The 15,772-nt window shown below is 41.7% G+C and carries 12 protein-coding genes and 1 pseudogene; 3 read left to right on the top strand and 10 right to left on the bottom strand.

Features of this window, described 5'->3' with window-relative positions:
* The first annotated feature begins 3 nt into the window (after positions 1 to 3).
* Positions 4 to 2,622, top strand: a complete 2,619-nt coding sequence (glnD, locus tag KAN5_RS03145) for a [protein-PII] uridylyltransferase (RefSeq protein WP_016707645.1) — start codon at positions 4 to 6, stop codon at positions 2,620 to 2,622.
* Positions 2,623 to 2,631: 9 nt separating this feature from the next.
* On the top strand, positions 2,632 to 3,459 hold the full coding sequence (gene dapD, locus KAN5_RS03140; protein ID WP_138554805.1) for a 2,3,4,5-tetrahydropyridine-2,6-dicarboxylate N-succinyltransferase: 828 nt from the start codon (positions 2,632 to 2,634) through the stop codon (positions 3,457 to 3,459).
* Between the two features lie 190 nt (positions 3,460 to 3,649).
* Here the strand turns inward: dapD and KAN5_RS03135 are convergent, their stop codons facing one another.
* The gene (locus KAN5_RS03135; protein ID WP_244390446.1) at positions 3,650 to 4,669 is read right to left on the bottom strand and encodes a DUF2804 domain-containing protein; all 1,020 of its coding nucleotides are present in this window, start codon (positions 4,667 to 4,669) and stop codon (positions 3,650 to 3,652) included.
* A gap of 206 nt (positions 4,670 to 4,875) precedes the next feature.
* Here KAN5_RS03135 and KAN5_RS03130 point away from each other — a divergent pair, with 206 nt between their 5' ends.
* Positions 4,876 to 6,906, top strand: a complete 2,031-nt coding sequence (locus KAN5_RS03130; RefSeq protein ID WP_244390444.1) for a BCCT family transporter — start codon at positions 4,876 to 4,878, stop codon at positions 6,904 to 6,906.
* A gap of 66 nt (positions 6,907 to 6,972) precedes the next feature.
* Here the strand turns inward: KAN5_RS03130 and KAN5_RS03125 are convergent, their stop codons facing one another.
* The 9 genes and pseudogenes from KAN5_RS03125 to nlpI form a co-directional block, all read right to left on the bottom strand.
* Complete coding sequence (locus KAN5_RS03125) at positions 6,973 to 7,557, bottom strand: hypothetical protein (RefSeq protein ID WP_244390442.1); 585 nt, start codon at positions 7,555 to 7,557, stop codon at positions 6,973 to 6,975.
* A 113-nt stretch (positions 7,558 to 7,670) separates the two neighbouring features.
* On the bottom strand, positions 7,671 to 8,003 hold the full coding sequence (locus KAN5_RS03120) for a Na+/H+ antiporter subunit G (RefSeq protein WP_016707650.1): 333 nt from the start codon (positions 8,001 to 8,003) through the stop codon (positions 7,671 to 7,673).
* 10 nt (positions 8,004 to 8,013) lie between these two features.
* Positions 8,014 to 8,283 carry a K+/H+ antiporter subunit F gene (locus KAN5_RS03115; RefSeq protein ID WP_016707651.1) on the bottom strand — a complete coding sequence of 90 codons (270 nt, stop codon included), beginning with the start codon at positions 8,281 to 8,283 and terminating at the stop codon, positions 8,014 to 8,016.
* On the bottom strand, positions 8,277 to 8,813 hold the full coding sequence (locus tag KAN5_RS03110) for a Na+/H+ antiporter subunit E (protein WP_016707652.1): 537 nt from the start codon (positions 8,811 to 8,813) through the stop codon (positions 8,277 to 8,279). Before KAN5_RS03110 ends, KAN5_RS03115 begins: the two co-directional genes overlap by 7 nt.
* A complete protein-coding gene (locus KAN5_RS03105; protein ID WP_016707653.1) occupies positions 8,813 to 10,330 on the bottom strand; it encodes a monovalent cation/H+ antiporter subunit D in 1,518 nt (505 codons plus the stop codon). Before KAN5_RS03105 ends, KAN5_RS03110 begins: the two co-directional genes overlap by 1 nt.
* A complete protein-coding gene (locus KAN5_RS03100; RefSeq protein ID WP_016707654.1) occupies positions 10,327 to 10,674 on the bottom strand; it encodes a Na+/H+ antiporter subunit C in 348 nt (115 codons plus the stop codon). The genes KAN5_RS03105 and KAN5_RS03100 overlap by 4 nt, the downstream gene beginning before the upstream one ends.
* Positions 10,674 to 13,465, bottom strand: a pseudogene (locus KAN5_RS03095) (monovalent cation/H+ antiporter subunit A). The gene KAN5_RS03100 and the pseudogene KAN5_RS03095 overlap by 1 nt, the downstream one beginning before the upstream one ends.
* A 211-nt stretch (positions 13,466 to 13,676) precedes the next feature.
* Complete coding sequence (locus KAN5_RS03090; protein WP_244390437.1) at positions 13,677 to 14,888, bottom strand: hypothetical protein; 1,212 nt, start codon at positions 14,886 to 14,888, stop codon at positions 13,677 to 13,679.
* On the bottom strand, positions 14,872 to 15,750 hold the full coding sequence (gene nlpI, locus KAN5_RS03085; protein WP_016707657.1) for a lipoprotein NlpI: 879 nt from the start codon (positions 15,748 to 15,750) through the stop codon (positions 14,872 to 14,874). Before nlpI ends, KAN5_RS03090 begins: the two co-directional genes overlap by 17 nt.
* Positions 15,751 to 15,772: the final 22 nt, after the last annotated feature.

Here is a 15,772-nt window from a genome sequence, read left to right as displayed (position 1 = left end):
CACGTGGCATTACCCAATAAAGTAAAAAAGTTGCTTAGCGATGCTGAGCAACTCACTGATTACCGCGACTGTTCTAATTATTTTTATAAATGGTTACAAAATGAATTTTCAAAGCAACCCGTCGGTAATTTGATTAATGCCCGGGCTGAGTTTATTGATCGCCTGCTGATCAAACTATTTCATGTTTTTGACTTAGCTCATGAACCAGATTTAGCCTTGATCGCTGTTGGCGGTTATGGCCGTGGAGAACTGCATCCTTATTCTGATATTGACTTTTTATTATTAGTAACAGAACAACCGAGCGATGAGGTGTGTGAAAAAATCGGCCAGTTTGTCACTATGCTCTGGGATCTTAATCTGGAGATTGGTCACAGTGTTCGCACCATAGAGCAAGCTATCGAACAAAAACGTGACGATGTCACTTTTGCCACTAGTTTACTTGAAAGCCGCTTACTATTTGGTAATCACATCGAATATGAAAAACTCAAAGCTCATATTCTCGCCACTCCAATTTGGCAGTCAGATGAATTCTTTTTGGCAAAAGTTAACGAGCAACAATTACGCCATAAAAAATGCCACGGCACAGCATACAATCTCGAACCCAATATTAAAGAAAACCCAGGTGGTTTGCGCGATTTACAAACCATTATTTGGGTTGCTAAAAAGCACTTTAGAGCCGAAACACTGCAAGAGCTAATTAGTCACGGCTATTTAACTCATGAAGAGTACCAAGAGCTTTCAGAGTGTTTAGAAAACCTTTGGAATATTCGCTTTGCACTCCATTTAGCCGCAGGGCGTTCTGAAAACCGTTTGCTATTTGATCACCAGCCATTAGCTGCCGATATCCTTGGCTTTGGCAGTGATGGTAAAGCGTCTGTCGAACGTATGATGAAGCGTTTGTTCAGAATTATGAGCCGTGTCCGTGAGCTGAACCAAATGCTGCTGTCGTATTTTGAGCAAAGTATTTTGCCTGAAAGTAACGAACAAGCGGTTATTGAACTTGACCGCAATTTTGAGCGTGTTGGCCATCAGATCCGAGTAAAAAATCCGTCGGTATTTTTTCGCCGTGATCAATTATTTGTGCTGTTTGAACACATTGCAGACAACCCTGAAATCACCCATATTTACCCAAGTACTATTCGAACCATTCGCCAAGTGCGTCGTCGCCTTCTTGGTGATTTACAAGATTATGCAGCCTGTCGAGAAGCGTTTTTACGACTAGTAAAACACCCTAACGGCATGGGCCGTGCATTTACACTTATGCACAAGCATGGCATGTTAGCAGCGTATTTACCGCAGTGGCGTAATATTTTTGGACAAATGCAGTTTGACCTTTTTCATGCCTATACCGTGGATGAGCACACCCATAAACTGATCAATAATATTTATCAGTATTTTGGTAAAGACAACATCGCAGAATTTCCTATTTGTTGTGAAATTGTCACCCGTATGGATAAGCCCGAATTACTTTATTTGGCTGGTATTTTCCACGATATTGCCAAAGGTCGCGGTGGCGATCACTCAGAATTAGGGTCAGTGGATGCGATTGCCTTTGCTAAGTTGCATCGCTTTTCGGCTTCTGATGGAAAACTAATTGCTTGGTTGGTTAGTAATCATTTACTTATGTCTGTGACTGCACAGCGTAAAGATATTAACGACCCTGATGTGATTAAAGACTTTGCCACACGAGTCAAAACAGAGCGTCAGCTTGATTACCTATACTGTTTGACGGTTGCCGACATACGTGCCACCAACGACAACTTGTGGAATGATTGGAAAAACACCCTACTGCGTGAGCTGTATCTACACACCCAGCGCGCTTTGCGGTTAGGGCTTGAAAACCCAATGGATCAGCGCGACCAAATTAGAGACAAAAAGCACCAAGCCAAGCAACGCCTTATCAATAATGGTTATGATGAAAATCAGATTGATTTAATTTGGAGCCGCTTTAAAGCTAATTACTTTACTGCCTTTAGCGAGCAACAATTATCATGGCACACTGAACACTTACTCAACTGTGACGATTTAAGTCAAGCAAGTGTTGCAGTATCTGATACAGCCATGCACGGCGGCACACAAATTTTTGTTTATAGTCCTTACTCTGGTGGTTTATTTGCTCGCTTAGTGAGTGTTATTGGCTCTAAAAAAGCGCAAATTCAACACGCCCAAGTGCTCACCACACGTGACGGCTATGTATTGTTTAGTTTTGTGGTACTTGAAGTCAGTGGCGATCCAATTGCCAGTGCTCAAGCACAATCAATCAAACGGGGTCTTGATCAAGCTCTTGCTGATCCGAAAAAGAAGATTCGCTTTAAAAAGAATCGCTCTCAGCGTTTTAAAGACTTTAATATCAAGCCTAAGATCATTTTACGCCCACACCCGCGTAAAGATCGCAGTTTAATCGAAATTCAAGCGGTGGATATTCCAGGTCTATTAACTAAGATAGCCGAAGTATTCCAAGCGCATTTATTACATATACACGCAGCACGGATCACCACAGTGGGTGAGCGTGCAGAAGATTTCTTCGTGGTATCAAATAACGAATACCAAGCACTTACAGACGAAGAACAAGCCAAAATTCACCAAGCATTGCGTAGAAAACTCAACGCAGAAACCGAATAAGAGGACCTTATGTCAGATTTAAAAACAACGATTGAAAACGCCTGGGATAATCGCGATAGCATTAGCCCAAGCACAGTATCAAGCGACGTAAAACAAGCCATTATCGATGTACTTGAACTACTTGATAGCGGTGCTGCGCGTGTTGCTGAAAAAATCAGTGGTGAATGGGTAGTCCACCAGTGGCTTAAGAAAGCCGTGTTATTGTCGTTTCGTATTCGTGATAATCAACCAATGAACGATGGCGTAAACCAGTTTTACGATAAAGTACCGCTTAAATTTAGCGATTACACGCCGGAACAATTCCAACAAGGCGGTATGCGTGTAGTACCAAATGCAGTAGCCCGTAAAGGTAGCTTCGTAGGTAAAAACGTTGTATTGATGCCATCGTATGTAAACATTGGCGCCTACGTTGATGACGGCACCATGGTTGATACCTGGGCCACTGTTGGCTCATGCGCACAAATCGGTAAGAATGTTCACTTATCTGGCGGTGTGGGCATAGGGGGCGTTTTAGAGCCATTACAAGCTAACCCTACTATCATTGAAGACAATTGCTTTATTGGTGCACGTTCTGAAATCGTCGAAGGCGTGGTAGTTGAAGAAGGCGCTGTGATCTCAATGGGCGTTTACATCAGCCAAAGCACGCGTATCTACGACCGCGAAACCGGCGAAATCCACTACGGCCGTGTACCAGCAGGTGCCGTAGTTGTACCTGGTGCACTTCCATCAAAAGACGGTACTCACAGCCTATACGCTGCTATTATCGTGAAAAAAGTTGATCAACAAACCCGCGAAAAAGTGGGGATTAACGCCCTACTACGCTCAATAGACGAATAAGAGCTGTAAGCTTTCAGCCGTCAGCGATCAGCGATCAGCTGATTTGAGTTAATAGCTGGGTTTGAGGACATCACTCCCAGCTATTTTATTTTCACTCAATACTAATTAATGAGTTAAAACCAAATGTTTACTTTTCCCAGTCAGATCACAGATCACTTAACTGACGGCTGACTGCTAAAAATACTCCTCTCTACCATTTCGCATAATGATCTTCGGTGAGTCCCCACTCTCCGTTGAGTGTGATAACTTCATTTTCGAGCGCTATTTGGCCATAAAAGCGGCCGAAGTGTTGCGTGAAATTGCTGGCGATGATGAATAAGTTAGTTTTATCTTGGCGTTTACCTGCAGGTTCAAAGGTGAGATTTATAATGCCGTCGTTTGAACGAAGTTGCCATTGTGTACAATCATTCTTATCGACATAACGCTGAAACTTAAAATCAACCATATCTATTTTAGTTAAATTGCCATCGAGCCACAGCGCATTTTCGGTAAAACCTGTTTCTACCACTCCTGCAGCAAGGTTTAAACCTAGACGACGGCCATCATCTAAAATACATGCTAAACTTGCCCAATTCCAATAAGTTTCTCGGCGCATAAAGCCTGCGCTCCAATCTACGCTTACCTGTGCTTTTATTTGCTCAAGATCCATTTTCTTCCCCTGCCATTTTACAATCCCCGAACAAGGCAGTGCAGCGGCTTTTTGGGTAAAATGAAAACCGGTTAATCCTGCTCGTACGCACACTGCAAGAGGATTGTAATTTACTGATTCATTAATGACGGCGTGGATTTTCAAACCGGCTTTTAAATTAACCGTTACTTTACGCTGATGACTGTGTTCACAGCTGATAACGACACTATTTGCGCCCTTATAAAAATGCGCACTGCCAGTGTTTGGTTTAGTATCAATAGCGGTGTTGAAGGCAAGTAAATTGGTAAAACTAAACTCCTCAAACTTCCCAGTATCAGGCTCAAATAGATACACAAAACAGTTACTAGCAATTTTCAAGTCAACGATAGCCAAGCCAATAATAAGTGTGTCACAGGTAAAACTAATAAATTGAAATTGATTAAAATGAAGTTTTTTCGCTAAAGACCCTTTAGGTTTTCCCATACTGTTGCGAAGATCAAAATCCAAATAGTTAATATCGCTAACGCTTTGTGGAAAAATCCCAAACTGCGCTTCTCCATGTTGATCTATCAACTTTTCCATTGTTTTTAAATCCGGTTAATTTTTAGCATTTAGGTATCTACAATTATATTGTGCGCAGTTTTTTATACCCAGTGGAGCAACTAAGCTATGTAGTTTTATCTAATTTGGGTAAAGAAAACAAGCGGCTAAATTAGCCAGCACTCGTTAGATGTAATAAGGTAAGTAAGCATGCTTTAAAGTTAGCTCTCAATATTAAGGATCAATATATGATGAAAAAGACCTTTCGCTCAACTCTTTTGCTGCCTGTATTCTTACCTGCAGTGTTAATCATTTTGTGTTTAGTGCTCGGTACTATTAGTAACCCTGAACTTGCCGGTGAAGCATTTAGTGTTACTTTATCTTGGATAACTGAAACCTTTGGTTGGTTTTATATGCTATCTGTCGCTATTTTTTTGGTATTTATAGTCTCTGTTGCCGCATCAAGTTGGGGCAATATAAAACTTGGCCCAGATCACGCACAGCCCCAATATAGCTTTCCTGAATGGTTTGCCATGCTTTTCTCAGCCGGTTACGGTGTCGCATTACTCTACTTTGGGGTAGCTGAGCCGGTGTTACACTATGCTTCCCCTCCCAGTGGCGCAGCAGAAACCGTCGATGCGGCTAAGCAAGCCATGCAAATAGCATTTTTTCATTGGGGTTTTCATATCTGGGCAATCTACGGCATTGTAGGTTTAGTATTGGCTTATTTTGCTTTTCGCCATGGTCTACCTTTATCTATCCGCTCTGCTTTATACCCATTAATTGGAGATAAAATTCACGGCCCTATAGGTCATACGGTGGATGTATTTGCGATTTTAGGAACCCTATTTGGTATAGCAACCACACTTGGCCTATCAGTCACACAAATTAATGCAGGCTTACATTATCTTTGGCCCAGCATCCCGATAAGTACCACAGTACAAATTATTGCGATTGCACTAATAACAGCCGCAGCAACACTATCTGTTGTGGCTGGGATGGATAAGGGGGTAAAACGCCTGTCTATTTTAAATATGATACTGGCAATCACGCTTATGACCTTTGTATTTTTTGTTGGTTCAAGTATCCATATTTTAGAGTCATTTTTACAAAATACTGGCAGTTACCTAAATGGTATCGTTGAACGTACTTTTAACTTACAAGCCTATAGCCGCAGTGATTGGATAGGAAATTGGACCTTATTTATCTTCGGCTGGACTATTGCTTGGGCACCATTTGTCGGCATGTTTATCGCAAAAATTAGTCGCGGTCGCACCATTAGACAGTTTGTGGTTGGGGTTATGCTAGTGCCGACGATCTTTACTTTCTTATGGTTCTCTGTTTTTGGTGATACTGCATTAAATCTCATCATGAATGAAGGCTTTGATACCCTCATTGCTGATGTGCAGGAAAATCATGCCGTCGCGCTCTTTCAACTCTATGAAGCGCTGCCTTGGTCATTCTTTATCTCGCTGTTAACCGTCATTTTAATCATTACGTTCTTTGTCACGTCTTCTGATTCTGGTTCGCTTGTTATAGATTCATTAGCTTCTGGTGGTAGTGTCGATACACCAGCTTGGCAACGTGTTTTTTGGGCTGTACTAGAGGGAACTGTTGCGGCAGTGCTATTAATTGCAGGGGGGTTAAGTGCATTGCAAACCATGACAATCGCCAGTGCGCTGCCCTTTGCGGTAATTATGTTACTAGCAACCGTAGGCCTTTGGCGTGCATTACGAATTGAAGGACACAGAGATAACAGCTTACAAGCACATACTTTGACAAATAAAAACACCGAGCTTTCGCACTGGAAACGACGCTTAGCTGCAATGGTTACATACCCTGAGAAAAGTGCTGTGCATGAATTTATAGGCCAGGTTGTCATCAACGCAATGAAATCAGTACAAGCGGAATTAAAAACTCGTCAATGGCAAGCTGTAGTTGAGTTTGACGATGTCATGGGCCGCGCATTTCTAACTGTATTAAGGCATGACCATGTTGACTTTGTGTACGATATTAGACTCACAGAGCATGCGACTCCTAGTTTCGCCTACGCAGAGCTAAAACCCACTAATGATGATCCTCAACTTTACTATCGCGCTGAGGTATTTTTACGTCGTGGGGGTTTATCCTACGACATTTATGGCTTTAATGAAGATGATATTGTTAAAGATATACTTGATCAGTTTGAAAACTACCTGCACTTTTTAGATAACAGCCCAGGTGAACTTCCATGGGACATGGCAAAACACGATGACATGCTAGATACTGATAAAGACTAACTTAACTAACCACGTTTGCAGCTGGCCGTGAGGCAGCTGCATTCAATAACGACATAACGTAGGAATTTAATTCTCACAACTATACCCTGTTAAGTCCACCCGCTTAATTTGATCGCCTTTACCAGCATAATCATTATGCTTAATCACTAACGTATTATCTTTTACGCTAAAACTAAAATGCCCTAACCAATCGAGAGTCACTATAGGGTTTAAAGTATAAAAGCCATATTCATCTGTGCACTGATATGAGAAATAATGGGTAGCCTTACCGAATGCGCCAATATCAGAGGTATATACACTGATATTGTCCTGTTGTTGATAGTTGTTCGCTTGGGTGCCAAGCACCAGATATAAACCACTTATAATCGCCAACACGATAAACTGCACACCTGCCACTATAAAAATGAGGCTATCAAGCAGTTTGTGATACCACGATCTAGCTTGTTGTTGATGTTGCAGATCTTGCTTTACTAATAAAAAACCGCCAATAGTCACCAGCAATAATTTAACGGGTATCAAATAGGCGCTGAACAAGTACATGGTTTTTGCATTGTGCCATTGCAGACCAAAAGCGGGGGGTATAAATAAGCTGTCTAGCAGCGGCAACATAATCAATAGGTACGCGATAATGAGTTTTTTACGTTTTAGCATTTATTAGTGATGGCAATTCATGATGTGCTTGAGTGTACAAATAATAACGGTCAATAAAAAGCCCGCTAGCGTAAACTTAACGGGCATATCAACTTAAATATACTTAATGCTGATCAGTCATCTTCAACGTTATCTAAGCCTTTAGTGCCGTCTTTGGCTTTTAGTTTATGATGGATAGCTGACTTTATCAGCATATAGCCGCTGATCGGGGCAGTAATTAGCAAGAAGATGGTGATCAATAGCTCTTTCACACTAATACCATCTTGTGCATTACTAAAAAACACCATAGCGGCAATCAGCACGCCAGCCATTCCTAAGGTGGTGGCTTTGGTTGGTCCATGCAAACGCATAAAAAAATCAGGCATCTTAATTAACCCAATCGAACCAATTAAGATAAAAGCACCACCAATAAGTAATAAAATAGACACTAGCCATTCACTGTACATATGTACTCCCTTATTCGATGATATCGCCACGTAGCAAATATTTACATACCGCTACGGTGCTAACAAAACCAAGCATTGCAATTAACAACGCGGCTTCAAAATACAGCCCTGTCCCCATGCTCATACCGTACAAAATGATCAATGCAATGGTATTTATATACATAGTATCAAGCGCTAGAATTCTATCGGGCACCGAAGGACCAACCACTAAACGCCACAAATTAAGTAACAGTGATAGGCCAATCATAGCAAAGACGATTAAAAAAACCGTTTCTAACATTGAAAGATCTCCTTGAGTGGGGCTTCATAGCGCTGTTTGATGGTATTGATCAATGCTTGTTCATCATCTAAATCTAATACATGAATTAATAAGTAGCGCTCTGTTGGCTCTTCACCTGGCGGTAATGACTCTGGTATAGGGTAAACTTCAGCACTCACTGTACCTGGTGTCAATGATACTGTACTCGCCAAAATAGTGATCGGCATTGCGTGAGTTAGATCGAGTGGAACCTTCACAAATGCCGGACGCAGCTTTTTAACCGGTCCTAAAATTAGCAGTGCAACTTGTAAATTTGCCGTAATAATATCAAACAACACTATTAAAAACTGTTTAACTGCTAACCCAGGTTTAATGATCAGCGGCTGTGGCTCACGAAATGGAAAGGTGATCACAGGGATAAAAAAGGCAAACAGTACGGCCAAAATAATATGACCTGGCGATACACTGTTATTTAACAGTAACCACACAACAAAGAGTAATAAACTACGAAATGGTGTAGGTAACCAACGAAAACGGGATTCTAAACGCATTATAAGCCTCCCTTAAGAACAGTATTTATACCAGCCGATATATCATGTAGTTGGGTCGCAGCCGCTATCATATATTCGGAAATTGGCCCCGCAAAAATAACCATTAATGGCGAACATGCTAATAAACCAATTACAGCAATAACTTGCATTGGTTTAGCGTGCTCTTCTTCAAGGTGATCACGACCTTGGTGCTTACGCTCCCAAAATAAACTAGTACCTGCCCGAGAAAGCGCAACCAATAATGCAAAGCTGGCAATCAAATACACTGGCCAAAAAATCAGTGCACGCTCACTATCAAGGGTAATTTTTAAAATCCAAATTTTACCAACAAACCCTGAGAGCGGCGGCATGCCAACCACAGCTAAAGCGGCAACAATAAAGCAGCTACCTAGTAAAATAGGTTGTGCAACCCCACGCCCAGGAGCTAAACGATCCGCCACTTTGCCACGCTGGTGAGCAATGAGATCTGCTAATAAGAATAACGCCGCACATATAATGGTTGAATGAACTAAGTAGTATAACAAGGCAGCCGTTGCACTCACATGCTGAATCGCTACTAAGGCAACTAAAGTACCCACTGAAACCACAACTAGATTCGCGGTTAGCTTACGTAAATCTTGTGCCGCAAGTACACCTATAGCACCAATTATGATTGTGGCTATTGCTAAGCCCCACAGCCAAGGCTGTGCCATATGATTCAATAAGCCTGCTTGCTCACCAAATATAACCGTATACACTCGTAGCATGGCGTACACACCTACTTTTGTCATAATCGCAAACAGAGCTGCGACCACCGGCATAGCACTGGCATAGGTATTTGGTAACCACAGATGCAAAGGTAATAGCGCGCCTTTTAGAGCAAAGACAACCAAAAGTAATAAGCCGCCTATTTTCGCAAGGTATACGTCATCACCTTGTAGCTGCGATACTTTGAGTGCCATATCAGCAATATTCAAGGTGCCTAATACGCCATATAGAATACCCAGCGCAATCAAAAATACACTTGAGCCAATCAAATTTAATATTACGTATTGTAAGGCGGCACGGGTTTTATGTTTATCTCCTGCATGCATCAATAACGAATATGAAGCGATTAATAGCACTTCAAAGAATACAAACAGGTTAAATAAATCGCCCGTTAAAAATGCACCATTTACACCTAGCACTAAAAAATGCACTAACGGGTGAAAAAAGCTGCCTTTCTCATCATCGCCAACACTACTATAAAGCACTACAACCAAAGCTAAAAATGACGTTAAAGCAACCAGTAATACTGACAACAAATCAGCAACTAAAACAATACCGTACGGGGCTTGCCAATCACCAATAGCATAGACCATGGGACCTGAGCTATATACATGAACCAGTAACACCGCACTGATACAGGCAGTAATAATCGACATCACAGTCGACACGACACGGCGAATAGGAATACTTTTACCGCATGGCGGTAATAGCAACAATATCCCTGCTAGCATTGGAATTAGGATGGGTAATGAAGCCAAGTGCTGAATCATTTGTGCTCCTTGCTATTGGTTTTCACAAGGTGACCATCGACATGATCATTACCCAAATCCGCACGACCTCGAATAGCTAAAATCACCACGAATGCCGTCATTGCAAAGCCAATCACGATTGCCGTTAATACTAACGCTTGTGGTAGAGGATCAGCATAATCAGCACCAGTACCAAGCACTACAGCCTTATTAATTGTGAGCCGTCCTGCTGAAAATAAAAATAAATTTACTGCATAGGAAATCATCGTCAATCCCAATACGACAGGGAAAGTACGCGCCCTTAGAAGTAAATAAATACCACACGTCACTAATACACCAACGCACGATGCGTATAACAGTTCCATTAAATATTGACCTCTTCTTTAGCTGCATCAGCAGTGAGCTTACCAAGACTTGCTAAAATCATTAAGGTTGCACCAACTACGGTTAAGTACACGCCCAAATCAAATACGATGGCACTGGCAAGCTCCGTTTTACCCACGAATGGAATATCAAAGTAATCAAACCATGTTGTTAAGAACGGTCTGCCAAATGCCCAACTGCCTAAACCTGTAAACATGGCAATAGCGATACCTGAGGCAATAATCTTGCGATAGTTGACATCAAAACGAGAGGTGATCCACACCGAGCCACGGGCCATATACTGTAAAATAAACGCAATTGACGTTACTAAGCCCGCAATGAAACCACCTCCAGGCAAGTTATGTCCGCGTAAGAATATATAAGCCGATACCAGTAAGGCTAATGGTAATAAGCTTTGCGAGATACTTGAAAGTAGTATTGGATAGCGTTCACGAGCCCACGGACGCCCTTCACTATCACTTGCAGGCATGAACAGTGGTAAATTAGCAAGTAACTTATATATACCTAATGCAGCGATACCTAATACGGTGATCTCTCCTAGCGTGTCGAAGCCCCTAAAATCAACCAAGATAACGTTAACCACATTGGTCCCCCCCCACCTGTTTTGGCGTTAGCAACAAAGAAGTCGGAAATAGATTCAAGCGGACGTGTAAGCAGCGCATAACAAATACTCGCAACGACCACTCCCACTGCTGAGGCAATACCTAAATCACGTAAAATGCGTAAAGAGCTCGACTCTTTTGGTGTACGTTGCGGTAAGAAAAATAGTGCCAACATTAGCAATATTACCGTCACAACTTCCACAGTTAATTGTGTTAATGCCAAGTCAGGCGCAGAAAAGCGAGTAAAGGCAACCGACACCATTAAGCCCACAATTGATATCATCAATAGCGATACCATACGAGAGCGATGCCAAATTACAGTGCTAATCGCACCTATTATTAATAAGCCCGCGCCAATACCATTATGGAAGTCAATAGGCGTGCGAGGTGCTGTTCCCGCCAGCGCCCCCATTTCAAATAGCGGCCAACCTGCACATAATAAAACAACACCGAGCATAATGACGATGTAACGCTGTAATGAACCATTTTCCGTACTGCGGATCTTCTCTTGGCTCCATTTGATAACAATATAAAGCACTCTTTCAAAGGTCTTTTTAGCATTCAATGTTGGTAATGATGCTTGAAATTGAAACAAGTGCTTACGTTGAATGTAAATAAACACACCACAACACGTTGCTAAAAAGCTCATTAGTAGAGGTAAGTTAAAGCCATGCCAAATTGACAATTTAAACTCAGGCGTTGCATCCCCTAATACAGCCAACGATGCCGCAGATAAGATGCCGTCGACAACAAAATTAGGGAACATACCAACGAGCAAACATAACACCACTAAGATTTCGATTGGCACACGCATATAACGCGGCGGCTCGTGGGGTGTTTTCGGTAAATCAATTGGGTCACCATTAAAGAAGACATCATGGATAAAGCGTGCTGAATAAGCCACTGAAAAAGCCGCTGCCAGAGTCGCTAATACGGGGATCAACCATGACATTGAGCCAAGCACTTGTTGGTGCAAGGTTTCAGCAAAAAACATTTCTTTTGATAAGAAACCATTTAGCAATGGCACCCCTGCCATAGCGGCCGCAGCAACCATTGCAAGGGTTGCCGTGTAAGGCATAAAACGCCACATACCATTGAGTTTTCGCATATCACGCGTGCCGGTTTCATGATCAATAATACCGGTCGCCATAAATAAAGAGGCTTTGAATGTGGCATGGTTAATAATATGGAAAATCGCAGCGACGGTAGCAAGTTCGGTATCCAAACCAAGTAATAAAGTGATCAACCCGAGGTGACTAATGGTTGAATACGCTAACAAGCCTTTTAAATCATGCTTAAATAATGCGATGTATGCGCCAACTAATAAGGTGGTTAAACCTGTCATGGCGACTAAAATAAACCAAGTATCATTTCCTGCTAGCGCAGGGTGGAAACGCGCCAGTAAAAATATTCCCGCTTTCACCATAGTTGCTGAATGTAAATAAGCACTAACCGGTGTTGGCGCAGCCATAGCATGTGGTAACCAAAAATGAAATGGGAACTGCGCTGACTTAGTAAAGGCACCTAATAACATCAGCACTAAAGCGAATTCAAACAGTTCGTGTGATTGGATCAGCGCACGACTTGCTAAAATCACATCAAGATTGTAACTACCAACAATGTCTCCGATCAATAACAAACCACCGAGTAACGCTAAGCCGCCAGCACCAGTAACTGCCAGTGCCATACGAGCACCTTTACGGGCTTCAGATTTATGCCACCAATAGCTAATAAGTAAGAAAGAACTAATACTGGTGAGTTCCCAGAAAAACCATAATTGAATAACGTTATTCGACATCACAATACCAAGCATTGCTGTCATAAATAGCATCAAATAACTATAGAGTTTTGCCATTGAGTCTTTCGTACTCAAATAGTAACGAGTATAAAAGATAACCAGTAAGCCGATCCCTAAGATCATAAAAATAAACAATAAGCTTAAGCCATCTAAGCGTAAAGCAATGTCTATTCCTAATGCCGGTATCCATTGTGCAGTAAAACGGAGCGTTTCACCCGCTAAAATCGTAGGCGCATGATAAATAGTGATTGCTAACGCACACAACGGTGCCAGCATAGTTAAGCTCGTAGATTGATTACGAGTCAATTTTCCGGTGCAGGAAGAAATAACACTGCCAATTAAGGATAACAAGGGTATCCAGAGCAAAGTCATAATGAGAAACCTTTTGAAGTCATAAGAGTATCAATACACTGCTAGTTAGTTTTAGTTTAGTACTGGTCATTGAGATGGTTTAATTTTAGCTTTAAAAAACACATATAGTGGTTATAGTTATACTGATCAGGGACGATTTTGTCTATAGTTAGCCCTCCTACCTGCTGCTATTTTGTACTAATTTAACGCTGATTTCATATTATTCACAACTTTACTCAGCAATATTTTTATTTGTCATTTTGGTGATAAAGTCCATAGCAGGTTCCATTTGTTGAAAATAGTCAGCAAAGCGCACCGGCTGATAATGCGGCTCATTGATCTTTTGCAACCATAACTGTTGATATTGTTCAGAAAGTGGTAATATTTGATATTGCATAATTGACCAGTCAGCACTGGGTTTATAAGCTTTACTTCCCCTTTGACAACTAGCACTTAAAGTCCAGCCCTTGGGCGGAGCCACACCATTGGCAATAAACAAATTAGGTGCAACTAAGCCTCGCTGATCACACAACCATGCTTGTTTTGCTGCTGGCAACACGTATTCATCTTCAAAGCCATTAAAGTGCATCAACTCATGCAAAAATAATCCGTAGTGGCTCGTTGAGTTTAAGTGCATTATTCCCCCTTGCACATTACCAAAGCCTGTCGCGGTCATCATTACAATAAAGTCAAAGCCTGCTGGCCATGTTTTATCCGCAATGAAAGGGTGCCAATTACAGCGAGCAGCGGCGTCAGGCTGGTGCTGGCAATCTATTGTATTTCCTAAATAAATGGGTTTACTAAAACAAAAACTTGCGGCTCTAGGCTGCGGGTGTTGCCGATACCGTTGTGATAGTGCATTCAGTTGACGCAGCCCTAGACGGTGATCTGTCATCATCAGTACATTATACTGACACTGAGGCATTGCTTGAAGTTGTGAAAAATCCAACAAAAACCCTTCATCATTAGCAAAACCTTGCTCTATTCGTCGCGGTGACGCACTGCGATGCAATTTTAAATGCTCAGCCACATCGCCAGCAGGTAAAAGTTGTTGTTCGTTTAAATACTCTAAATCTTCCCAACGCTCAAAGCGAAATAACGAAGCACTGAGCTGGCGGCGTTGTTCAATACCTTGCTGATCAACACTGGCACGCCAAAACGGCATTGCTGCGTCAGCTTCTTTATTGTTTAACAATCGTAATGCCCATGCAAACTGAGCATCAACCACTTGATTTAAGGCTAGCTGGTATAAATGAGGATCAGGTAAGTTATTTAATTGCGCATTAAAATCGGCAATAAAACCATAATAATTGAGTAAAATAGACTTTGGGGAGTGTTGGGCATGCCAAAAAGCAACGTCGCGATGCTGATTTACTGAGCTTGATAAGCAACCAACTGTCAGTATAACAGCAACGCTAACAAAGTATTTAACTGGCGTTTTCACCAGCCATTAACTCAAGCTCTAAGCGAGCATATTTATATTCCACAAACTCATGAACATTAGTCGCAAGCGCTAAACGAAAAAAGTCAGCCGCTTGGTAATCTAGGCCTTTTGCTTGGTACATTTTTGCAAGATAAAAATACGCTTCACATAGGCGTTGTGCATACTCTTGCTCAGTTGATACACCTTCACTAATGCTAGCTAAAAAAGCCCCCTCACTCAAATCACCCATATACAAAGAGATTAACCCATATGCCCATTGGCTATCGTCAAGGCCTTGCGCATTGGCTTTTAAAGCAGATAAAGCTTGCACAGGGTCAGCATCGGCTTGCGCTAAGTAGAGCCACAATACTCGGTATGGATCACTCGGAGAGCGAGCTAGAAACTCTTCAAGATCAGCCGCTGCAAGGTTTGGCCTATCACCATAGTAAAGTGCTATCCCCCGATTTAAATAAGCATATTCGTGTTGCTCATTCAGCTCTAAGGCTGAATCAAAAAACTCATAAGCTTTTTCATATTGCTGCATCAACGTGTGATGAATACCTAAAAAATTATACACTTCAGCTAGATCTGGCTTCAATTGCACTGCACGATTAAAATCAATCCGTGCCAAGGTTGACATTCCTAAGCTATCAAATAAGACACCACGATCATAATACAGTTTTGCTTGTTGATCTGGCGCTAAATCGGCACGGTTCAACAACTCAGAATAACGCGCTATTGCAATTTCACTACGAAAATCAGAAGGTAATGGTGCAGTAAAAGGCACATTCACAATTGCTGTTGGTTGTGCTTGCGAAGTAGATTGACAGGCGCTTAAAGACAAAATAACTAACGATGCCAAGGCTATGTGTTTAAGTATCATTAAAATCCTTTATACCAAGATA

The organism is Pseudoalteromonas sp. KAN5, assembly GCF_022846535.1.
In the GTDB taxonomy this organism is placed as follows: Bacteria; Pseudomonadota; Gammaproteobacteria; order Enterobacterales; family Alteromonadaceae; genus Pseudoalteromonas; species Pseudoalteromonas haloplanktis.
This window is presented reverse-complemented; position numbering and strand designations above follow the sequence as displayed.